We start from the raw sequence: 23,948 nt of genomic DNA, 5'->3' as shown, positions 1-23,948 counted from the left end.
ATGAAAAGAATCAAACAAATCTTCGACGGCGAATACGGCTGCGAGGAACGCACAGCCGACGAAAAGGCTAAAGTACTGGTCATCCTGGAGAATGAAACCGGTCAGGAGAGCAGCCTGTCCGTAGAGGACGACTGGCTGAGGGCGCAGGGGCTGGAGGAAGGCTCCGCGTGGCCGGAGAACTAGCCGAAGTCAAAAGAATATGGAAGAAAGCAGGACAATACGAAAAATCCGCAGGCCATCCGGTGAAAAACACCGAATCTCCTGCGGATTTTCTTATGATGAGTTCTATCCAGTGAACGTAATTGCCAATATTAGATACGAGCTACGCCGCTCTTTTTAGCAGCCTCGGCTACAGCCTTAGCGACGCAATCCTTCAGTCTGGAATCGAAGGCTGCCGGCAGGATATAATCTGCGTTCAGCTCCTCGTCGGATACCAGGGAAGCGATAGCGCGTGCAGCGGCGATCTTCATCTCGTCGTTGATATCGGATGCGCGAACGTCCAGAGCTCCGCGGAAGATACCCGGGAAAGCCAGAACATTGTTGACCTGGTTCGGGAAGTCGCTGCGGCCGGTGGATACCACAGCGGCACCTGCAGCCTTTGCCTCATCCGGGAAAATCTCCGGAGTCGGGTTTGCGCATGCGAAGATGATAGCATCCTTCGCCATGGTGGAAACCATTTCCTTGGTCAGAACGCCCGGTGCGGATACGCCGACGAATACGTCTGCGCCCTTGATGACCTCAGCCAGGGTACCCTTCTCCATGTTCCGGTTGGTGACAGCTGCGATTTCTTCCTTGATAGGGTTCAGCCCCTCACGGCCCTCGTAGATGGCGCCCTTACGGTCTGTCATAATAACATTTTTCAGGCCCATGCTCATCATCAGCTTGATGATAGCGATACCGGCTGCGCCTGCGCCGGAGGTAACGATCTTTACGTCCTCGATCTTCTTGCCTACCAGCTTCAGAGCGTTCATCAGACCTGCCAGTGTGATAACGGCAGTACCGTGCTGGTCGTCATGGAAAATCGGGATATCGCAGCGCTCCTTCAGCTTCTGCTCGATCTCGAAACAGCGGGGAGCGGAGATGTCCTCCAGGTTTACGCCGCCGAAGGAGCCTGCCAGCAGAGCGACGGTATTCACGATATCGTCCACATCCTTGCTCCGCACGCAGAGCGGAATCGCGTCCACATCACCGAAGGCCTTGAACAGGACGCATTTACCCTCCATAACCGGCATACCGGCTTCCGGTCCGATATCGCCCAGACCCAGGACTGCGGTACCGTCGGTCACTACGGCTACGGTGTTCCAGCGGCGGGTCAGCTCGTAGCTCTTATTGACGTCCTTCTGAATCTCCAGACAGGGCTGTGCGACACCCGGTGTATAAGCAAGAGAAAGAGCCTCCTTGCTGTCTACGGCAGCGCGGGGAGTAACCTCCAGCTTGCCTTTCCATTCATAGTGTAATTTCAGTGATTCTGCAGCGTAATCCATGATAAATTCTCCTTTTCTCTGATAAACGGCATCATTCATATATCCATGCTTGGCACCGTATTGTATTTTTTACGGTACAATCATTGCTATTCGTATCATAGCGCGACTTTACAGAAAAGTAAAATATATATATAATAAGTTATTATAGGAAAAAACTATAGATTGGATTACACGGAAAGGAGTTTAAGTCCATGACAATAGCCAAATTACAGCAGTTCCTTGCAGTCTGTCAGTTCCAGAGCGTCAGCCGTGCCGCGGAATTTCTGCATATTTCCCAGCCTTCCGTGTCAGGAAGCATCCGGGATCTGGAAAGCGAGTTTCAGATCAACCTGTTCCGTCATGAGGGACGGCGGCTGGTGCTGACGGCGGAGGGAAGCTTCTTACGGGAACGCGCACAGAAGCTGATCCGCCAGTTTGACGAGCTTTCCTGGCAGATGGAGGATCTGGGCAATCAGAAAAACCGGTTCCGTATCGGGATTCCGCCCATGGCCGGGACGGTCTTTTTCCCGCAGCTCTATAAGGCGTTCCAGGCAGCGTATCCGGAAATCACCCTTTCTATTACGGAATGCGGTTCCCTCCATGCGGAAAAGCTTCTGGAGCAGGGAGAACTGGATCTGGCCATGGCCACGCTTCCGGCGGCTCCTTCTCCGGAATTTTCCTGTCAGAAGCTTGCGCGGACACAGTTGGTGCTCTGTGTCAGTCCTTCCCATCGCCTGGCCCGGGCGAAAGCAATTGATGTGACCATGCTGGAGGGGGAGCCTTTGGTACTTTTCGGAACGGATACGGCGCCCTCCAACGCAGTGCTGTCCCTTTTCGCGGAGCAGCAGCTCCGGCCCAATGTGCTGCTTTACTCCAGTCAGCTCAGCATGATTAAGCAGTTTATTTCCGATGGCACGGCAGCAGCCTTCCTGATGGACGCCCTGGTTCGTCAGGAGCCGGATCTGGTAGCGGTCCCATTTTCCGAACCCATCTATTTTGACACGGTACTGCTGTGGAAACGGGATCAATATCTCTACAATGATGTGGAGCATTTTTTACGATTTGCCAAAAAATTTAAATTTCAGGGAATTATTGAAAAAACATGAGGTTTCATTAAGATTCCTGAAGTTTATGTTGAGGGAGAACAAGGTGATGAAGAAAAGTATAGGAAAAGAACAAATGTTCCGAATTCCCTATACTTTTTTTCATATCCGTGTTATAATTTTCAGTGACTTTAAGTATGCTAAATCCATCAGGATTTGAGCGGTGTTGTGGAGTAGAAAAAAGAGGTTTTAGTGACCTGCATTCGTAAAATGGCAAAAGTTCGTCTATTAGGCAGGGAAAAAAGCCTTCATTTTACGAATTTCTGCCTTATAGGCGAACTTTTTTCCGGGTCACTAGAAAGGAAATTACACGATATGGAGTTCAGATTACACAGCGAATACCAGCCCACCGGCGACCAGCCCCAGGCCATTGCGAAGCTGGTGGAGGGCTTTAAGGAAGGCAACCAGGCCCAGACTTTACTGGGGGTTACGGGATCGGGCAAGACTTTTACGATGGCGAATGTGATACAGGCGTTGAATAAGCCAACCCTGATTATCGCCCATAATAAAACCCTTGCCGCGCAGCTATATGGTGAGTTTAAAGAGTTTTTCCCTGAAAACGCGGTGGAATACTTTGTTTCCTATTATGATTACTACCAGCCGGAGGCCTATGTGCCTTCAACGGATACCTATATTGCAAAGGATTCGTCGATCAACGACGAGATTGATAAGCTCCGCCTGTCAGCTACGGCGGCGCTGATTGAACGGCGGGATGTGATTATCGTGTCCAGCGTGTCCTGTATCTATGGTCTGGGTGAGCCGGAGAATTTTGAGAAAATGATGGTTTCCCTGCGGCCTGGCATGCAGAAGGATCGTGACGAGGTGCTGCGGCAGCTGGTGGATATCCAGTATGACCGCAACGATATGGATTTCAAGCGCGGTACCTTCCGGGTGCGGGGTGATGTGGTGGAGATTATTCCGGCCAATGAGTCCGAGCTGGCGGTGCGGGTGGAGTTTTTCGGGGACGAGATCGACCGGATTACCCAGATTGATGTGCTGACCGGCGAGATCAAAGGGGAGCTTGAGCACGTGGCCATTTTCCCGGCGTCTCATTACGTCGTACCCATGGAGCAGATTAAGCGTGCGGCAGCCGATATCGAGAAGGAGCTGGAGGAGCGGGTGCGTTACTTCAAGAGTGAGGATAAGCTTTTGGAGGCCCAGCGCATCGCAGAGAGGACAAATTTTGATATCGAGATGCTGAAGGAAACCGGTTTCTGCTCCGGTATCGAGAACTATTCGAGACATCTGACCGGCGCTGCGCCGGGCACGCCGCCCAATACGCTGATGGATTATTTTCCGGATGATTTTCTGATTATCATAGACGAGTCCCATAAGACCGTGCCCCAGATCCGCGGTATGTACGCGGGCGATCGATCCCGGAAGACCACGCTGGTGGATTACGGCTTCCGTCTGCCGTCGGCGCTCGACAACCGTCCGCTGAACTTTGAGGAATTTGAGAGCAAGATTGACCAGATTATGTTCGTCTCCGCCACGCCGGGCGAGTATGAGGCCGATCACGAGATGCTGCGGGCGGAGCAGATTATCCGGCCTACGGGACTTCTGGATCCCAAGGTGGAAATTCGTCCGGTGGAGGGCCAGATCGACGACCTGGTGGGCGAGGTGAATAAGGAGGTGGCAGCAGGCCACAAGATCCTGATCACTACCCTGACGAAACGCATGGCTGAGGATCTGACCGACTACATGCGGGAGCTGGGTATCCGGGTCAAATACCTGCATTCAGATATCGACACCCTGGAGCGGACCCAGATTATCCGGGATATGCGTCTGGATGTCTTTGATGTGTTAGTTGGTATTAACCTGTTGCGTGAGGGTCTGGATATTCCGGAAATTACCCTGGTGGCGATTCTGGACGCGGACAAAGAAGGGTTCCTGCGTTCCGAGGTCTCCCTGATTCAGACCATCGGTCGTGCGGCACGAAATTCCGAAGGCCATGTCATCATGTACGCGGATACCGTTACCGATTCCATGCGGCTGGCCATCGATGAGACCGAGCGCCGTCGCGCGCTGCAGGAGGCATATAATAAGGAGCATGGCATCACGCCGAAGACCATTCAGAAGTCCGTACGGGATCTCATCAGCATTTCCAGGGAGATTGCCAAGGAAGAGCTGCAGTTCGAGAAGGATCCGGAATCCATGAGCAAGAAGGAACTGGAGAAGCTCATCAAGGACATTGATAAGAAGATGAAGAAGGCAGCTGCGGATCTGAACTTCGAGCTGGCGGCAGAACTGCGTGATAAGATGATAGAATTAAAGAAGCAGGCAAATGAGCTTTAAAACCTGCGTCGCAATGCATTGACGAGGAGAAAAACAATGGATAAATTTATCAGAATCCGGGGCGCCAACGAGCACAATTTAAAGAACCTGGATATCGACATCCCCAGAGACAAATTTGTGGTGCTGACGGGACTAAGCGGTTCGGGGAAATCGTCCCTGGCCTTCGACACCATTTATGCGGAAGGACAACGGCGCTACATGGAGTCCCTGTCATCCTATGCCCGTCAGTTCCTGGGCCAGATGGAGAAGCCCAATGTGGAAAGCATCGACGGCCTGTCTCCGGCCATTTCCATCGACCAGAAGTCTACAAACCGGAACCCCAGATCCACGGTGGGAACCGTGACGGAGATTTACGACTATTTCCGACTGCTCTATGCCCGGATCGGTATTCCCCATTGTCCGAAATGCGGCAAGGAGATCAAGAAGCAGAGTGTAGACCAGATGGTAGACCAGATCATGGCCATGCCTGAGCGGACGAAAATCCAGCTGCTGGCCCCGGTGGTCAAGGGCCGCAAGGGCGAGCATGTGAAGGTGCTGGAGCAGGCGAAGAAAAGCGGCTTCGTCCGGGTTCGCATCGACGGCAATCTCTATGAGCTGTCCGAAGAAATCAAGCTGGAAAAGAACATCAAGCATACCATCGAGATCGTGGTGGACCGACTGGTGGTGAAAGAGGGCATCGAGCGCCGCCTGGCGGATTCCATCGAGACGGTGCTGAACCTGTCCGACGGCCTGCTGGTGGTGGATGTCATCGGCGGCGAGACGCTGACCTTGAGCTCCAGCTATGCCTGCCCGGAGTGCGGCATCAGCATGGAAGAGATTGAACCCAGAAGCTTTTCCTTTAATAACCCCTTCGGAGCCTGCCCGGAGTGCTTCGGCCTGGGCTACAAGATGGAATTTGACGAGGATTTAATGATTCCCGATAAGTCCTTAAGTATCGCGGAGGGCGCGATTACGGTCATGGGCTGGCAGTCCTGTACAGACCCGTCCAGCTTTACCTATGCGCTTTTGAAAGCCCTTTCCAAGGAATACAGCTTCGATCTGACCACACCTTATGAGCAGCTGTCCCCGGAGATCCGGGACATACTGATTCATGGAACCAATGGCCGTGAGGTGAAGGTCTATTATAAGGGTCAGCGGGGCGAGGGCGTCTATGATGTGGCCTTCGAGGGCCTGATTAAAAATGTGGAGCGCCGCTACCGGGAGACCGGTTCCGAGATCATGCGTCAGGAATATGAGACCTTCATGCGGATTACACCCTGTAAGGCCTGCGGCGGTCAGCGTCTGAAGAAGACGTCTCTGGCGGTGACCGTAGGGGAGAAAAATATCGCGGAAGTGACGTCCATGTCCGTGCTGAAGCTATATGATTTTCTGAAGGAATTGCAGCTTACAGAACAGCAGAAGCTGATTGGTGAACAGATCCTGAAAGAGATTAAGGCCCGCATCGGCTTTCTGATTGATGTGGGACTGGATTATCTGACCCTGGCCCGGGCCACCGGCAGTCTGTCCGGCGGCGAGGCTCAGCGTATCCGTCTGGCCACTCAGATCGGCTCCGGCCTGGTGGGCGTGGCCTATATTCTGGACGAGCCCAGCATCGGCCTGCATCAGCGGGACAACGATAAGCTGCTGGCGACCCTGAAGCGCCTGCGGGATCTGGGTAATACCCTGATTGTGGTGGAGCATGACGAGGATACCATGTTCGCGGCGGATTATATCGTGGATATCGGCCCGGGCGCGGGCGAGCACGGCGGCAGGGTCGTGGCGGCGGGTACGGCACAGGAGATTATGGCCTGCCCGGATTCCATTACCGGAGCTTACTTAAGCGGAAAATTAAAGATTCCGGTGCCGGAGACCAGAAGAACTCCCACGGGCTGGCTGACGGTCAGGGGCGCTGCGGAAAATAACCTGAAGAATATCCAGGTGGATTTCCCCCTGGGCGTTATGACCTGCGTCACCGGCGTGTCCGGTTCCGGAAAGAGCTCTCTGGTCAATGAGATTCTCTATAAGACCCTGGCGCGGAAGCTGAACCGGGCCCGCACCATTCCGGGTAAATACAAGGAAATCACAGGGTTAGAGCAGCTTGACAAGGTCATTGCCATCGACCAGTCCCCTATTGGGCGGACGCCCCGTTCCAACCCGGCCACTTACACCGGCGTATTCGACCAGATCCGCGACTTGTTCGCGTCCACAGCCGACGCCAAGAGCAAGGGCTATAAGAAGGGCCGTTTCAGCTTCAATGTGAAAGGTGGCCGCTGTGAGGCCTGCTCCGGCGACGGAATCATCAAAATCGAGATGCATTTCCTGCCGGACGTGTATGTGCCCTGCGAGGTCTGCCAGGGAAAACGCTACAACCGGGAGACTCTGGATGTGAAGTATAAGGGCAAGAGCATCTTTGACGTGCTGGATATGACTGTGGAAGAGGCCATGACCTTCTTCGAAAATGTGCCGACTATCCGCAGGAAAATTGAGACCCTGAACGACGTGGGACTTTCCTATATCAAGCTGGGACAGCCTTCCACGACCCTGTCCGGAGGGGAAGCCCAGCGGATTAAGCTGGCCACCGAGCTGTCCAGACGGAGCACCGGCAAGACCATCTACATTCTGGATGAGCCGACTACGGGCCTGCATTTTGCCGATGTCCATAAGCTGACGGAGATTCTGCAGCGGCTGGCCGAGGGCGGCAATACAGTCGTGGTCATCGAGCATAATCTGGACGTGATTAAGACGGCCGATTACATCATTGACATGGGACCGGAAGGCGGCGACCGGGGCGGCACGGTCATTGCCAAGGGCACGCCGGAGGAGGTATCGGAGCAGGAGCTCTCCTATACGGGCCAGTACCTTAGAAAATATTTATAGAAAGTATTTTTAATGGAAAAGTAATGGGATAGCTATCCCGCGAGGTGTTTTGGCATTATATGCCAAAATCCCGAGTATAGTACGCGCGAAAGCCTGCTATGCAGGCTTTCTGTGCATTTTAATCCTCGGAAAAGGGAATAAATTTCCTTTTTCGAGGGTTGTTTTTATTTATTTTTTCGCATATACTAAAACAGAGTATAGAAACAACCAAATCCCAATGGAGAACACACAATGATTCAGAAATTATATGAAATCCTTTGCAATATAAATGAAGCTGCCAATGTCCTGCGGGACGAGCCCATGAGCCGTCATACCACCTTTCGCATCGGTGGCCCGGCGGCCATTTTCTGCATGCCTCAGACGGTACCGCAGCTGGCGGACACGGTAAAGGCCTGCGTGGAAGCTGGCGTCCCCTATTATATCCTGGGGAATGGCAGCAATGTGCTGGTGAGCGACGAAGGATATGAGGGCGTCATCATCCAACTGTTCCGCAATATGGACGGCATTCGCGTAAATGGCACCGAGTTGGAAGTAGAAGCCGGAGCCCTGTTGGTACGCATGGCCCGTCTGGCGGCCAAAGAGGGACTGACCGGACTGGAATTCGCTTCCGGTATCCCGGGAACCTTAGGGGGAGCACTGGTCATGAACGCCGGAGCCTACGGCGGAGAGATGAAGGACGTGGTCAAAGAGGCTGTGGTCATGAAGCCGGACGGAGAAATCCTGCGGCTTAAAAAAGACAAGCTGGAGCTGGGTTACCGTACCAGCGTCATTGCAAAAAAGGGCTATCTGGTTCTGAGCGCTCTGCTGGAGCTGGAGAAAGGCAATAAAGGGGAGATTGAAGCCCGGATGCAGGAGCTGAAGGAGGCGAGAACATCCAAGCAGCCGCTGGAATATGCCAGCGCAGGCAGCACCTTCAAGCGGCCTGAGGGCTATTTTGCAGGAAAGCTCATCATGGACGCGGGACTGCGTGGTTACAGCGTAGGCGGCGCGCAGGTGTCTGAGAAGCACTGTGGCTTCGTTATCAACCGGGGCGGCGCGACAGCCCGGAATGTGATGGATCTGGTGCGCCATGTGCAGGAAGAAGTAAAGAAACAGTTCGGTGTGGAGCTGGAAATGGAAGTAAAGCTACTTGGTTTTTAAGAGCGTCGAAACAGACAGGAGAAGATACAGATGAGATTTGTAATTGTAACAGGAATGTCAGGCGCGGGACGAAGCACCGCTCTTCGGGCGTTGGAGGACGCAGGTTATTTCTGCGTGGATAATCTGCCGATTTCTCTGATTGAGAAATTTTCTGAGCTGATTTATCCGGGCAATACGGAGGTCACGAAGGTGGCGTTGGGCATTGATATCCGAAGCGGAAAAGCTTTTAACGAGCTGGCGGCCACTCTGGAGGAACTGACCGTGGCAGGCGTGAACTATGAAATCCTGTTCCTGGATTCCTCTGACGAGGTGCTGGTGAAGCGCTACAAGGAGACCCGGCGTACGCATCCGCTGGCGCAGAATGGCCGCGTGGCCGACGGTATCCAGGAGGAGCGCAAAAGGCTGGAATTTCTGAAGAAGCAGGCGGATTATATCATTGATACCAGCAATCTGCTGACCAGGGAGCTGAAGCAGGAACTGGACAAGATCTTTGTGCAGAATAAGAACTTTAAGAACCTGGTCATTACCGTCCTTTCCTTTGGCTTTAAATACGGCATTCCGACGGATTCCGATCTGGTATTTGACGTGCGGTTCCTGCCGAATCCCTATTATTATGAAGAACTTCGGAAGCTCAGCGGCAATGACAAGCCGGTGCAGGATTTCGTTATGGGCTTCGAGGTGTCCCACCGGTTTCTGGACAAGCTGATTGACATGATTCAGTTCCTGATTCCGAATTATGTGCTGGAGGGCAAGAACCAGCTGGTGATCTCCATCGGCTGCACAGGCGGCAAGCACCGCTCTGTCACCCTGGCCAATAAGCTTTATGAACGGCTGCGAAACAATGCGGACTACGCGGTGCGTATCGAGCATCGCGATATTGAGAAGGATGCCGTTGTAAAAGCGCATTAGGGAAATGAAGAGGTGATCTATGTCTTTTTCCAGTGAGATCAAGCAGGAGCTCTCCGCCCATGTGCCGCCGGCCAGACATTGCAGACTGGCTGAGATGGCCGCTATTTTAAACTTCTGCAGCCGCGTGGAGAGTGTTGAAGGAGAGTCCCCCTGCGTGAAAATGCACACGGAGAATCTGGCCGTTGCAAGAAAGTACTTTACATTATTGAGAAAAACATTTAATATAGAAATGAACGTGTCGACGCGGCAGAGCAGAAATCCCAGGGGAAGTCTCAGCTATGAGGTGACTTCCTTCGGAGGGCTGGAGCCCGTGAAGCATATGCTGGTGCAGAATCAGTGCTGCAGGCGGGCTTACATACGGGGAGCCTTTCTGGCGTCCGGCTCCTTGAGCGACCCGGAGAAGGGCTATCATTTTGAAATCGTGTGCAGCGGGGAAGAGAAGGCGGATGAGCTTCGGGAGATGCTGGCCAGCTTCGGGATAGACGCGCGGATCACGCTGCGAAAGCGCAGTTACGTGTTATACGTAAAGGAAGGATCGCAGATTGCGGACCTTTTGAATGTGATGGAAGCCCATGTGGCCCTGATGAAGTTCGAAAATGTCCGGATTCTGAAGGAGATGCGCAATTCCGTCAATCGACAGGTGAACTGTGAAACTGCGAACTTGAATAAGACCGTTTCAGCAGCGGTAAAACAGATAGAGGATATCCAATTTATTCAGAGAACCATTGGCTTTGATGAGTTGCCGGAGAACCTGGCGGAGATAGCAGTACTCCGTCTGGAGCAGCCGGAGACGACCTTAAAGGAGCTGGGTCAGATGCTGACGCCGCCCGTAGGGAAGTCCGGTGTGAATCACCGTCTCAGAAAGCTGAGTATGATAGCAGAGGAGCTAAGGGATCACAAGGAGGAGAATTATTATGATGAAACAGGAAATCACGATTCAGATTCCGGAAGGGCTTGAAGCCAGACCGGTCGCATTGCTGGTACAGGTGGCGAGCCAGTACGGCAGCGAGATCTATGTGGAGAGTGATAACAAGAAGGTAAATGCCAAGAGCATTATGGGTATGATGACCCTTGGACTCTTCGCGGGCGAGACCGTTACCGTTTCTGCGGACGGCGAGGACGAAGAAGAGGCTATGGCCAATATCGAGAAGTTTTTAAGCAGCAAATAATCAGACGATTGTGAGGGACTGCCGGGATTTTCCGGCAGTCCTTGTTTTTTGTCCGGAAATTTGTTATGATGAAACGGATCATACAGTCTGGAAAATCAGACAATTGAAGGAGTTACAGCAGCGATGGACGCGTATACAGGCTTTGCGGAGGTTTACGATCTGTTTATGGACCAGGTTCCCTATGAGAAATGGAGCCGGCGGATCACAGAGATATTAAAAGAATACGGAATTCCGGACGGTCTGGTGTTGGATCTGGGCTGCGGAACCGGCAGCATGACGGAGCTTCTGGCGGATGCGGGCTACGATATGATCGGCGTGGACGCTTCCGAGGAAATGCTGGAGCTGGCCTGTGAGAAGCGCGCCGGATCGGGACACGATATTTTGTATCTTCTGCAGGATATGCGGGAGTTTGAACTTTATGGCACGGTGCGGGCCATCGTCAGCGTCTGCGATTCCCTGAATTATATTACGGAAGAGGAAGAGCTGCTGCATGTGTTCCGTCTGGTGCGGAACTATCTCGATCCGGACGGGGTGTTCTTTTTCGACATGAACACCATTTACAAGTACAGCAAGATGCTGGGCGAGACCACTATCGCGGAGAACCGGGAGGAGGGAAGCTTTATCTGGGAAAATTATTACGACCCGGAGGAGCAGCTGAATCAGTACGACCTGACCCTCTATATCCGGGATGAGGACGACCGGTATACCCGTTTTGAAGAGACGCATATCCAGAAGGCTTACGCGCTGGAGCGGGTGCTGGAACTGTTGCAGCAGGCGGGAATGAAGGCGGAGCAGATCTTTGATTCAGACACTGGAAAAGAGGTTACGGATACGACGGGAAAGTTCTGTATCGCAGCGCGGAAAGCGTGAGATATGGGAAGTTCAGATAAAGCGTAGAAAAGTACAGGCGCAGAAAAATGACATAATAAGAGGAGTAAAATTATGGGAGATTATATCGTAAGGGCGACGGCCGCGGATCACCAGATTCGTGCCTTTGCCATCACATCCAGAGAAATGGTGGAGCAGGCGCGCTCCATTCACAACACCAGCCCGGTGGCTACAGCGGCCCTGGGACGTCTGCTGACAGCCGGCGCCATGATGGGTTCCATGATGAAGGGCGACGCGGATCTGCTGACCCTGCAGATCAAGGGAGCCGGAGCCATCGGCGGCATTACCGTCACAGCGGATTCCAAGGCAAGAGTAAAGGGCTATGTAGATGAACCCATGGTGCTGCTTCCGGCGAACGCAAAGGGAAAGCTGGACGTGTCCGGCGCCATCGGGCCTGGTACCCTGCGGGTGATCAAGGATCTGGGCCTTAAGGAGCCCTATGTGGGAACCGTTGAACTGCAGACTGGCGAGATTGCGGAGGATTTGACCTATTACTTTGCCACATCTGAGCAGGTTCCATCCTCGGTAGGACTGGGCGTGTTGTTAAATAAGGATAATACGGTTCGCCAGGCAGGCGGCTTCATCATTCAGCTGATGCCCTTTACCGACGACAAGGTCATTGACGCACTGGAAGCAAAGCTGTCCACCATGGATTCAGTGACGAAGCTTCTGGATCAGGGCATGAGCCCGGAGCAGCTTCTGGAGTATCTGCTGGGTGATTTCGGCCTGGAGATTAACGACACCATTCCGGCTTCCTGGTACTGCAACTGCAGCCGGGAGCGGGTGGCGAAGGCCATCGTCAGCATCGGAAGCAAGGACATCCGGGAAATGATTCAGGACAACAAGCCCATCGAGGTGAAATGCCATTTCTGCAATCATGCCTACAAGTTTGATATTGAGGATTTAAAAGAGATTCTGAAAATAGCAAAACGCTAAATAAGGAGAAGCTATGAGACACGGGTTTATCAGAACGGCGGCGGTGACGCCGAAGATTCAGGTGGCGGACACGAAGGGAAATGGCGCGGAGACCATTAGGCTTGCCAGAGAGGCGGCGGAGCATGGCGCGAAGATCATCGTATTTCCGGAGCTTGGCATTACCGGCTATACCTGCTCAGATTTATTCTTACAGGAGCTTCTGCTAAAGAGCGCCCGGGAGGAGTTGTTCCATATCGCCAGAGAGACGGCAGATCTGGACGCGCTGATCTTCGTGGGACTTCCCTGGGAGAAGGACGGCAAGCTTTACAATGTGGCGGCGGCTCTCTGCGGCGGACACCTGCTTGGCCTGGTGCCGAAGCTGCATCTGCCTAATTACGGGGAATTCTATGAGCTGCGTCATTTCACACCGGGAAATCAGGAAGTGGAGGACGTGTGGGTTCCCGAGGAGGGAGAGGACGGCGATTATATCAATTTTGGAACGAAACTGCTGTTCACCTGTGAGGAGCTTCCGGGACTTAGTGTGGCTGCGGAGATCTGCGAGGACGTGTGGGTGCCGAACCCGCCAAGCATCGGTCATGCGCTGGCAGGCGCAACGGTCATCGTGAACTGCTCAGCCAGCGATGAGACCACAGGCAAGAATCTGTACCGGGAGTCTCTCATAGGCGGACAGTCGGCCCGCCTGGTATGCGGATATATCTATGCCAATGCAGGAGAGGGTGAGTCCAGCCAGGATCTGGTGTTTGGCGGTCATAATATTATTGCGGAAAATGGAACGATTCTGGCAGAATCGGCCCGATTTACCAGTGAGACCATTTATGCGGAGCTGGATATCGCACGGCTGGTGGGCGAGCGCAGAAGAATGACCACCTTCCGGACGGATAGCTCCAGACTCTATGTGGAGGTTGGCTTCCATCTGAAAAAGGAAGATACAGAGCTGTCCCGTTATGTGGATCCGGCGCCCTTCGTGCCCGGCAGCGACAGTGACAGACAGCGGCGCTGTGAGGAGATTTTCGCCATTCAGTATATGGGCCTGAAGAAGCGGCTGGAGCATACCCATTGCAAGACGGCGGTGGTCGGTATCTCCGGCGGTCTGGATTCCACTCTGGCGCTTCTGGTTACGGTGAAGGCTTTTGACAGTCTGGGACTGGACCGTTCCGGTATTCTGGGCGTGACCATGCCCTGCTTTGGAACCACAGACCGGACTTACCGGAATGCCTGTGATATGGTAGAAAAGCTTGGAGCGACGCTGAAGGAGGTGGATATCCGCGAGGCGGTGACCATCCATTTCCGGGATATCGGACACGATCCGGATGTGCATGACGTGACCTACGAGAATTCCCAGGCGCGGGAGCGTACGGAGGTTTTGATGAATTTGGCCAACCAGGCGGGCGGCATGGTCATTGGTACCGGCGATATGTCGGAGCTGGCCCTGGGTTGGGCCACCTACAATGGCGACCACATGTCTATGTACGGCGTCAATGCGGGGGTGCCGAAGACGCTGGTGCGCCATCTGGTACGATATTACGCAGATACCTGTGGGGATGAGAAGCTTTCCGGGGTGCTGCTGGACGTATTGGATACGCCGGTGAGCCCGGAGCTGCTGCCGCCGAAGGACGGGGAAATTGCCCAGAAGACAGAGGATTTGGTGGGTCCCTATGAGCTGCATGATTTTTATCTGTATTACATCTTACGTTTCGGCTTTGAACCGGCGAAGATTTACCGGCTGGCTCAGAAAGCCTTTGCGGACGTCTATGATAAGGAGACCATGCTTAAATGGTTGAAGGTATTCTACCGCAGATATTTTGCCCAGCAGTTTAAGCGGTCCTGTCTGCCGGACGGCCCGAAGGTGGGTTCTGTAGCGGTATCGCCGCGGGGAGATTTGCGGATGCCCAGCGATGCCTGCTCTGCGTTGTGGCTGGCGCAGCTTGAGACCTTAGAGTAGGAAATGAAATTTGAGTTATGTAAACCAAATGATGGGCCGGTATCATAGGCCGCAAATTAAATTCAGGGGAGAAGAACATGGCATTTAAGATTATTACGGATTCGGCAACGGATCTGCCCAAGGAGATTGTCGAGAAATACAAGCTTCATGTGATTCCGACGCCGGTAACCATTGATGGAACGGATTATTTTGACGGCAAGACCATTTTCCCGGAGGATTTCTACCGGATTCAGGCGCAAGGGACTGATATCAAGACCTACCACATCAATCAGTATATGTTCCGGGAGAATTTTGAACCCTACGCCAAGGCCGGGGACGAGGTGCTGTATATGTGCTTCTCTACCGGTATCGCGGGTACCTTCAATGCGGCAAATCTGGCAAAGGAAGAGCTTCTGGAGGAGTATCCGGATTTTGATCTGACCATCATTGATACCAAGTGCGCCTCTCTGGGCTTTGGTCTGGCAGTGGAGAAAATCCTGCGGATGCAGGCAAATGGCGCGCCGAAGGATCTGATCATTGAGGCAGCGCAGTTCTTCTGCGATCATATGGAGCATATCGTGACGGTGGAAACCCTGGAGTATCTGTACAAGGGCGGCCGTCTGAGCCGGACTTCCGCAGTACTGGGCGGCGTGCTGGATCTGAAGCCGATCATCGAGGTCAATGACGACGGTGCGCTGGTAGCCATTGAGAAGGTGCGCGGACGGCATAAATCGCTGAAGCGGTGCGTGGAGCTGGTGGGCGAGCGCGGCGTGGATCTGGATAAACAGATCATTGGCGTAGTACACGGAAATGATCCGGAGACCTGCGAGAAGGTGAGCGCAATGCTGATGGAGAAGTATCATTGCAAGGGGATTATCAAGTCCTGGGTTGGATGCGCTATCGGAGCGCATACAGGCCCGGGTATCATCGGTATTGTGTTCCTCAGTGCCAGTGAAGAGAAGTATGCGGAATATTTGAAGTAAGACGGACAAAAAGAGAAAATATCCCCCTCGCCGGGCACGCATTATTTTCCGGCTTCTGACCGCGCGGCTTATTCGCGCCTGATCGCCAAACTCGGCCCTGAAGGGCCTCAGACAGTGGCTCCTTCAGGCGCTGCCTAGCGCGGTCAGAAGCTGCGGAAAATAAGCTAACGCCCGGTGAGGGGGATATTTTCTCTTTTCTGGTGATTGAAAGAATCCCAAGAAAATCTTAAGAATTATCGTTGTGAGAACTTAAAAAAGCCTTGTTATAACTTATGATAAACAGTAAAATGTAATCGTATCATGTTACTGTTTATCTATGTTTTGAGAATGCTATGAGGGTGAGAACATGAACAAAAAGAAGAATACAATCCTGGTCTGTGATGATGACAGGGAGATTGTGGACGCGATAGAGATTTATCTGTCCCAGGAGGGGTACCGGATTTTGAAGGCCTACGACGGGGTGCAGGCGGTGGAAATGCTGGAGCAGGAGGATGTGCAGCTGCTGCTGATTGATATTATGATGCCGAAGCTGGACGGCCTGAGGGCGACGCTTAAGATTCGGGAGAAGAGTAGTATTCCGATTATTATTCTGTCAGCCAAGTCGGAGGACGCGGATAAGATTCTGGGGTTGAATATCGGCGCGGACGATTACATGACGAAACCCTTTAATCCGCTGGAGCTGGTGGCCAGGGTGAAGTCACAGCTGCGCCGCTATACGAAGCTTGGCAATGCGATGGATGAGAATCAGAAGATCTATCAGACCGGCGGCCTGGTTATGAACGACGATCTGAAGGAAGTGACCGTGGACGGTGAGCCGGTGAAGCTGACGCCGATTGAGTATAATATTTTGCTGCTTCTGGTGAAGAATCAGGGTAAGGTGTTCTCCATTAATCAGATTTATGAGGGTATCTGGAATGAAGACGCCATCGGCGCGGATAATACGGTGGCGGTCCATATCCGTCACATCCGGGAAAAGATCGAGATTAACGCGAAGGAGCCCCGCTATCTGAAGGTGGTGTGGGGCATTGGATATAAGGTGGAGAAGCTGTAAATGAAGCGATGGGAATATTCGAAGCCGTGGAAGCTCACGGCGCTGCTATTGAATCAGATTTGCGCGGTGGTGCTGGTGCTGTCCGTGGTCGTGTGTACGGTCTATGTGGGCGGCAGCGGCTTTGGATTCGTGGGAAAGGATCAGACCTTTGAGAGCACCGGTTATTATCAGGATGAGGTTTTGGAGCAGATCTACCGTTGCGTCCGGGCTGCCAGCCGGGAGAGTAAGTTTGAGAAAAATGGCGTCTACGACGGCAAGATTCTCGTAGATGTTCAGCAATACGCAGAAAACAGTACCATCGGAAGTGGCGACGTGAAGGACGGAGGCCTGTATTATGAACTGACGGATCTGCTGAACTGGTCTCTGGATGGCATGGAGACCGGTACCCTGATGAAGATTACCTACGATGACGGCACCGTAGGCTATCTGTCCAAGGGTTTCACCAATTATACGGAGCAGTCTCTGTACGGTGAGGATGGAACAGAGGTGGCCTCGATCTCTACCGTAAATAAGGGGAACAGTGAAACGTCCATAACCTCCGTACCTGAGGGTGATACAGCGGATGAGACGGATGCGGAGGAATCATCCGCCACATCTGCGATGTCCGAAGAAAATATGGAAGGTTTTGTGGAGGAATTCATTACAGACGGAGAAAGCAGTCCTTTCGATATGATGCAGAGCACTACTGTCCGCAATGTGGAGCAGCTGGAGGCGGTAGAGGAGCGGTATGGACCGGTGGGCTACGACAGCATTACCGCCTATGCAGAGGCGAAGCGGTTGACCACCGCCCAGCTTCAGGAGATTTATTATGATCTGGAAAATGTACTCCCGGTCATTTACAATGATTATTACGCGTACACGGAGAATCTGGAGCTATTCAGTCCCAGCATGACCAATATGCGCTATTTTGTCATTCCGAAATCAGTGGAGCAGGTTTCACCGGAGGATTTTTCTAAAAAGATTTCCACTAATATGAAAAGCTTTGGAAAGGAAAAATTTTCCAGCCAGGAGGGGCTGCTGAATTACATTCGTACCTCTTATAAGGATTATCTGATTTATGACAGCTCAGATATGAATTATGAAGCCAATGGTATGCCGATTTCCTTAAGCGAGCTGAGCAGTTATGTGAAGAGCTATTCGCCTTCCGTGGAAGGGGATTATATTCTGGTGGTAGCTGTGGACTCCGGATATAAGGCGAGCGATAAGCTGGCCCAGTATAAGAAGCAGTATGAGGAAATCGCGCCGGTGAGCCGGGTGGCGGTCTACGGCGTGATGCTGGGAGCGATTTTGTATCTGCTAAGCATGGTGTATCTGACTTTGGCAGCAGGACGCAGCACTGACGAGGACGGTGAGATTATGTTGAACCGCTTTGACCGGATACGGTCGGAGCTGGCGGCGTTGATTCTGATTGTACCGGCCTGGATTATCCTGGTTCTGGCGTCTGTCGGCGTCTCGGTACGGAATCTGGAGATGCCGGAATTCGCCCTGGTGGGCGGGGGCGTGGCCTTTGTGTTGAATGGAATGTTTCTCACCGGTTATATCAGCCTGGTACGCAGAATCAAGGCCCATACCCTGTGGAAGAACAGTATTCTCTACCTGATCAGCAGTGTTTTCGGGGAGATGATGAAGAATCGGAAGACCACCACGAAGACCATGCTTTCCTATGCAGGCTTTCTGCTGGTAAACGTAGTGCTCCTGATAATGGGGGAAATTGGAATTATCCTGCTGGCGTTCTTTGACCTTGGTGTGGGAATTTTCCTGCTCCGGCAGGCGGCTCAGCGGCAGCGGATCCTGGACGGCATCAAACGGATCTCCGCAGGGGAGTTGAACGCGCAGATTCCCACCGACCAGATCAGCGGCGATAATCTGGCTTTTGCGGAGGCAGTGAACCAGATGGGCAGCGGCCTGTCTGCAGCGGTGGAAAAGAGCGTCAAGGACGAGCGGCTGAAATCCGACCTGATTACCAATGTGTCCCATGATATCAAGACGCCGCTGACATCAATTATCAATTACGTGGATTTGCTGAAACGGGAGGATATCCAGAATGAACGGGCAAAGAATTATATCGCGATTCTGGAGGATAAGGCCATGCGCCTGAAGCATCTGACCGACGACCTGGTGGAAGCGTCGAAAATCAGCTCCGGCAATGTGAAGCTGGAGCTGACAAGGCTTAATTTCCAGGAGCTGATTCAGCAGACCAACGGCGAATTCAGCGAGAAGTTTGAGGCGAAAGGCCTGAAGCTGGTGGTGGATATGCCGGAGGAGCCGGTAGTCATCGTGGCCGACGGGCGCAGGCTCTGGCGCGTGGTGGAGAATCTGTATAACAATACGGCCAAGTACGCCATGCCGAACACCCGGGTCTATGTGGAATTGACTACGGTGGGCCATATGGTGCGGTTCAGCATCAAAAATATCTCCGAGCAGCCTTTGAACATTAACGCGGACGAGCTGACGGAGCGTTTTATCCGGGGAGATGTGGCCCGCAGCACCGAAGGCAGCGGCCTGGGACTTTCCATCGCCCGGAACCTGACGGAGCTTCAGAAGGGCAGCTTCAATATCTATCTGGACGGGGATCTGTTTAAGGTGACGATTATCTTCCCGGAAGCGGAAGAAAAAAACGAATAGGGATAAAAGTGAGCGGCTAGTCTGAAAAGACTAGCCGTTTGGTTAGTGTACAAAGAACTTTATTTTCCTGTATAATAAAGAGGATTCAGAGAATGCAGGAGGGGATAAAAGTGAAGAAACGAGGGCTTTTAAAGAAACTGGGCGCAGCGCTGTTGACACTGACGCTGGCTGTGGGCGTGCTTTCCACAGGGATGACTGCGCGGGCAGAGGAGGGACAGCCTTCCCAAAATGAGCCGGCGGGCGGCGCGGCGGATATTGTGCTGGTGCTGGATGTATCCGGGTCGATGGATGATCCGTTTGGCAGTGAAGACAGGACAAAAAGAATAGATGGATTGAAGACAGCTGTAGCGGCGTTGACGGATGAAATACAAAGTATCAATGATACAGTGGGCGAGGGCGGTGAGAAGCATCGCGTGGCGCTGATTAAGTTTGCCGGAGATAAAAAGGAAGAAATAGGAAATGATGAGTATCAACAGGGCCAATACAAGTATAATAATTCACAGATTGTAAAGCCGCTCACGGATGACATGCGGGATATCAAAGACGGAGCAAACGGATTAAGGTCATCCGGAGCAACGAGAGCAGATTACGGCCTGGAGCTGGCGGAGAGATATATTACGGAGCGCTCCAACAGACGCCAGATTGTAATTTTTTTCACAGACGGAGGCCCGTCGAGCTTCAGCAATTATGATCCGGTGGTTGCCAATGCAGGAGTAGCGGCTGCGAAAAGCATAAAGGACAAGGGAGCGGAGGTTTATACGATTGGGATTCAGAGCGGAGCGGATGCCGGAGAGGTAACGGAGGCAACTTCGGATTCAAATCGGTTTCTGCATGCGGTTTCCAGCAACTATCCCAGCGCCACAGCGAATGACAGGGGCAGCCTGGGCGAGCGTACGAGGACGAAAGACTATTATAAGGCAGCAACGAGCGCAGCCGGAGTAAAAGAGGTCATGCTGTCTGTTCTGGAGAGTATCGGGTCAGAAGCGTCTCCGGTTACACTCGCCCTGACCGGACAGAAAGACCTGTATGAGGAAAAGGGAAATGAGCTTGCGCCGAAGGAACTGACCGGTGGGGAGTTCCTGTTCCGGCTGGAAGAGGATGTGCCGGAGATCACAGCCCTTTCAGAGGAAAATGCGGAGGCAGCCGGTCAGTCCATGCCGATGCCTGCGGCAGGCGGTACTGAGGTTCGAAATACGGCAGACGGAAGCTTCCGGTTTGGTGAAATTTCATTTACAAAGCCGGGAACCTATCGGTATAAGGTGACAGAGGCAAATGAAGGAGCTTCCGGGATAACCTATGACCTTTCTGTGTATCATGTGACAGTGAATGTCAGCTTCTTCGCCGGACAGCTTCAGCTGGAGACAGGCATCAGCAAAGATGGCAGCCAGGAAACGATAGAGAAAATGGTATTCGAAAACCGTTATAAACCGGTGGAAATCAAGCCTGTGGATGTGATCCTGGAAGCAACGAAGAAGCTGGATGGACGGAAACTGAATGCCGGAGAATTCCATTTTGTGGTGAAGGATGAGAGCGGAAACGTGGTGCGCAGGGCAGCCAGTGATGCAGACGGCAAAATCGTCTTTGAGCGGCTGACCTTTAAAGAACCGGGCAGCTATACCTACACTATCAGCGAGGAAAAAGAGCAGCTGGACTATGTGACCTACGACAATACGGTTTATACCTGTACCATAAAGGTTATCCAAAAGGATGACGGTGTACTGGTGGCGGAACTGGATACCGAAGGAAAAGAGCCTGTATTTCAAAACAGTTACAAGGAACCGGTGAAACCAGAGGAGACGAAGAAGACAGAAGAACCGAAGAAAACCGGATCTTCAGGCCATTCCGGCTCATCCGGCAATAAGACACAGACGGCTTCCGTGGCCACCGGTGACCAGAATCCGGTGGAACTGGCCGCAAGCTGTGGGTTCCTGGCTCTTGCGGGACTGGCAGCTGCGCTCGGATATATCCGCAAAAAACGGTACGAATAAGAAGGAATAAGTGAGAAGATAGCTTGCATTCTGTGCAAGCTATCTTTATAATGATAAGAAAAAAGTAAGCGTATAATGCAGGAGGAGAAACATGGTTCAATTACTGGAAGGCGGAGCATATCTGCTGAACGGAACAGAGATCATACCGGATACCAGGGACGCGCAGAGCGTGCTGGAGAGCCAGCTTGGCAGTGTGCCCTCTAAGGAAGAGGCCAGAAAGCAGACCATTGCCTATGGAATTCTGGAGTCACACAATACATCAGGCAACATGGACAAGCTGGAGATTAAATTTGACAAGCTTACGTCCCACGATATTACATTTGTAGGAATCATTCAGACAGCCCGGGCTTCAGGACTGGAGAAGTTCCCGATTCCCTATGTGCTGACCAACTGTCACAACAGTCTGTGCGCTGTAGGTGGAACCATCAACGAGGATGACCACATGTTTGGCCTGACCTGCGCGAAGAAATACGGCGGCGTCTACGTACCGCCTCATCAGGCCGTTATCCACCAGTTTGCCCGTGAGATGCTGGCAGAGGGCGGAAAGATGATTCTGGGATCCGACAGCCACACCCGCTACGGCGCCCTCGGAACCATGGCCATGGGCGAGGGCGGTCCGGAGCTGGTAAAGCAGCTTCTGAATAAGACCTATGACATCAATATGCCCGGCGTGGTGGGCGTGTACCTGACCGGCGAGCCCCAGAAGGGCGTCGGCCCCCAGGACGTGGCGCTGGCCATCATCGGGGCAGTCTTTGAGAAGGGTTATGTCAATAATAAGGTTATGGAGTTCGTTGGAGACGGCGTAGAGAACTTAAGCGCAGATTTCCGTATCGGTATTGACGTTATGACCACCGAGACCACCTGCCTGTCCTCTATCTGGAAGACTGACGACACTATCAAAGAGTTTTACGAAATTCATGGCAGAGCCGGAGCTTATAAAGAGCTGAAGCCGGGCAAGGTGGCTTACTACGACGGTATGATTTATGTGGATCTGAGCGCTGTGAAGCCCATGATTGCCATGCCGTTCCATCCCAGTAATGTCTATACCATCGAGGAGGTAAAGGCAAACCTGGGCGATATCCTGCGGGATGTGGAGAAGAAAGCCCTGGTATCCTTGGGCGGCGCGGTGGATTACCGGCTGACGGACAAGATCCGCGACGGAAAGCTTTACGTGGATCAGGGAATCATTGCAGGCTGTGCAGGCGGCGGCTTTGAAAATATTTGCGCGGCAGCGGATATCTTAAAGGGCGCAAGCATCGGCCCGGATGAATTTACCTTAAGCGTATACCCGGCAAGTATGCCGATTTACATGGAACTGGTAAAAAATGGATCTGCCGCTGCGCTGATGGAGACCGGAGCGGTTCTGAAGACAGCCTTCTGCGGCCCCTGCTTCGGCGCAGGCGACACTCCGTCAAACAACGGCTTCAGTATTCGTCATTCCACCCGTAACTTCCCGAACCGGGAGGGATCCAAGCTCCAGAGCGGTCAGATTGCGTCTGTGGCGCTGATGGACGCCCGTTCCATCGCTGCCACCGCAGCCAACAAGGGTTATCTGACCGCAGCCACCGAGATGGACGTGGACTTCAGCAATCCGCGTTACTTTTTTGACAGCAAGATTTACGAGAACCGCGTCTTTGACAGCAAGGGCGTGGCAGATCCAAGCGTAGAGATCAAGTTTGGCCCGAATATCAAGGATTGGCCCGCTATGCCGGCCCTGGCGGAGCATCTGATTCTAAAGGTGGTATCGGAGATTCACGATCCGGTTACGACCACCGACGAGCTGATCCCGTCCGGCGAGACATCTTCCTATCGTTCCAATCCGCTGGGACTGGCAGAGTTCACTCTGTCCCGTAAGGATCCGGCCTATGTGGGACTGGCAAAGGCGATTCAGAAAGCCGAGAAGGCCATCGAGGCAGGAGATTGCCCGGCAGAAGCTGTCCCGGAGCTGAAACCGGTATTTAAAAACCTGAACGCATGGTATCCGGGCGTGGACAAGACCAATGTGGGCGTGGGCAGCACCATCTTTGCGGTGAAGCCCGGCGATGGCTCCGCCAGAGAGCAGGCGGCCTCCTGCCAGAAGGTACTGGGCGGCTGGGCCAACATCGCCAACTCCTACGCCACCAAGCGTTACCGCTCCAATCTGATTAACTGGGGCATGCTGCCCTTCCTGATTGACGAGGGAACTCTTCCCTTTGCCAAGGGAGACTTCCTCTTTATTCCGGAGATCCGCAAGGCAGTGGAAGAGAAGAAGGCTGAGATCCCTGTATACGTAAACGGTGAAAAAGACCGAGAAGTAACCCTGAAGCTGGGCGGACTGACCGATGATGAGCGAGAGATCATTCTGAAGGGCTGTCTGATTAACTATTACAGAGGATAAAAGAAGATAACAGAAGATAGGAAACTCCCTGTGCATTTGTGTGTTGAAATATACGAAATGTGCAGGGAGTTTTTTTGCTCTATAGGAAATACCGTGTCACATTAAAGTGTGAAAGCTATGATTCCTATAGAGCAAAAAGCCCCTCCGGGGGATCGCACTGCGGCGGAATGGAATCATGTCGCTTATGCGACCCGCCGCAGGCGGAGAATCCTGCTTCGCAGGATTCTTCCTTATTTCATGAAAG

17 protein-coding genes are annotated in these 23,948 nt (G+C 52.8%); 16 read left to right on the top strand and 1 reads right to left on the bottom strand.

Translation table 11 applies throughout. From position 1 onward, the window contains the following. Complete coding sequence (locus tag ACESZP_RS12250) at positions 1-183, top strand: hypothetical protein (RefSeq protein ID WP_499709138.1); 183 nt, start codon at positions 1-3, stop codon at positions 181-183. 128 nt (positions 184-311) lie between these two features. On the opposite strand, the gene ACESZP_RS12245 is transcribed toward ACESZP_RS12250, so the two are convergent. After that, the gene (locus ACESZP_RS12245; protein WP_158363640.1) at positions 312-1,484 is read right to left on the bottom strand and encodes an NAD(P)-dependent malic enzyme; all 1,173 of its coding nucleotides are present in this window, start codon (positions 1,482-1,484) and stop codon (positions 312-314) included. A 191-nt stretch (positions 1,485-1,675) separates the two neighbouring features. On the opposite strand from ACESZP_RS12245, the gene ACESZP_RS12240 reads away from it, so the two are divergent. From ACESZP_RS12240 to ACESZP_RS12170, 15 genes are all read left to right on the top strand, one after another. Further along, positions 1,676-2,569: a LysR family transcriptional regulator gene (locus ACESZP_RS12240; RefSeq protein ID WP_499709137.1), complete on the top strand. Its 894-nt coding sequence runs from the start codon at positions 1,676-1,678 to the stop codon at positions 2,567-2,569. 312 nt (positions 2,570-2,881) lie between these two features. Next, a complete protein-coding gene (uvrB, locus tag ACESZP_RS12235) occupies positions 2,882-4,861 on the top strand; it encodes an excinuclease ABC subunit UvrB (RefSeq protein ID WP_499709136.1) in 1,980 nt (659 codons plus the stop codon). 36 nt (positions 4,862-4,897) lie between these two features. After that, entirely contained in the window at positions 4,898-7,717 is a 2,820-nt protein-coding gene (uvrA, locus tag ACESZP_RS12230; RefSeq protein ID WP_499709135.1) for an excinuclease ABC subunit UvrA, read from the top strand. A 231-nt stretch (positions 7,718-7,948) separates the two neighbouring features. After that, complete coding sequence (murB, locus tag ACESZP_RS12225; RefSeq protein ID WP_499709134.1) at positions 7,949-8,857, top strand: UDP-N-acetylmuramate dehydrogenase; 909 nt, start codon at positions 7,949-7,951, stop codon at positions 8,855-8,857. A gap of 30 nt (positions 8,858-8,887) precedes the next feature. Then, on the top strand, positions 8,888-9,766 hold the full coding sequence (gene rapZ / locus ACESZP_RS12220; RefSeq protein ID WP_178039447.1) for an RNase adapter RapZ: 879 nt from the start codon (positions 8,888-8,890) through the stop codon (positions 9,764-9,766). Positions 9,767-9,785: 19 nt separating this feature from the next. After that, complete coding sequence (gene whiA, locus ACESZP_RS12215; RefSeq protein WP_178039448.1) at positions 9,786-10,724, top strand: DNA-binding protein WhiA; 939 nt, start codon at positions 9,786-9,788, stop codon at positions 10,722-10,724. After that, positions 10,681-10,935: an HPr family phosphocarrier protein gene (locus tag ACESZP_RS12210; protein WP_178039449.1), complete on the top strand. Its 255-nt coding sequence runs from the start codon at positions 10,681-10,683 to the stop codon at positions 10,933-10,935. The genes whiA and ACESZP_RS12210 overlap by 44 nt, the downstream gene beginning before the upstream one ends. 123 nt (positions 10,936-11,058) lie before the next feature. Then, positions 11,059-11,805, top strand: a complete 747-nt coding sequence (locus ACESZP_RS12205) for a class I SAM-dependent DNA methyltransferase (protein WP_499709133.1) — start codon at positions 11,059-11,061, stop codon at positions 11,803-11,805. Positions 11,806-11,877: 72 nt separating this feature from the next. Continuing rightward, positions 11,878-12,759, top strand: a complete 882-nt coding sequence (hslO, locus tag ACESZP_RS12200; RefSeq protein WP_499709132.1) for an Hsp33 family molecular chaperone HslO — start codon at positions 11,878-11,880, stop codon at positions 12,757-12,759. A gap of 13 nt (positions 12,760-12,772) precedes the next feature. Further along, entirely contained in the window at positions 12,773-14,701 is a 1,929-nt protein-coding gene (locus tag ACESZP_RS12195; protein ID WP_499709131.1) for an NAD(+) synthase, read from the top strand. 77 nt (positions 14,702-14,778) lie between these two features. Beyond that, positions 14,779-15,663, top strand: coding sequence for a DegV family protein (locus ACESZP_RS12190; RefSeq protein WP_499709130.1), 885 nt, complete (start codon positions 14,779-14,781; stop codon positions 15,661-15,663). 346 nt (positions 15,664-16,009) lie between these two features. Then, on the top strand, positions 16,010-16,714 hold the full coding sequence (locus ACESZP_RS12185; RefSeq protein ID WP_499709129.1) for a response regulator transcription factor: 705 nt from the start codon (positions 16,010-16,012) through the stop codon (positions 16,712-16,714). Further along, positions 16,715-19,339: a HAMP domain-containing sensor histidine kinase gene (locus tag ACESZP_RS12180; protein ID WP_499709128.1), complete on the top strand. Its 2,625-nt coding sequence runs from the start codon at positions 16,715-16,717 to the stop codon at positions 19,337-19,339. Positions 19,340-19,449: 110 nt separating this feature from the next. Further along, a complete protein-coding gene (locus ACESZP_RS12175; protein WP_499709127.1) occupies positions 19,450-21,327 on the top strand; it encodes a Spy0128 family protein in 1,878 nt (625 codons plus the stop codon). Positions 21,328-21,418: 91 nt separating this feature from the next. After that, on the top strand, positions 21,419-23,704 hold the full coding sequence (locus tag ACESZP_RS12170; RefSeq protein WP_499709126.1) for a hydratase: 2,286 nt from the start codon (positions 21,419-21,421) through the stop codon (positions 23,702-23,704). Positions 23,705-23,948: the final 244 nt, after the last annotated feature.

It is taken from the genome of Candidatus Dorea massiliensis AP6 (assembly GCF_964245105.1).
Classification (GTDB): domain Bacteria; phylum Bacillota; class Clostridia; order Lachnospirales; family Lachnospiraceae; genus Laedolimicola; species Laedolimicola intestinihominis.
Note: the sequence above shows the minus strand (reverse complement) of the source record. Positions and strands in the feature narration are given on the sequence as shown.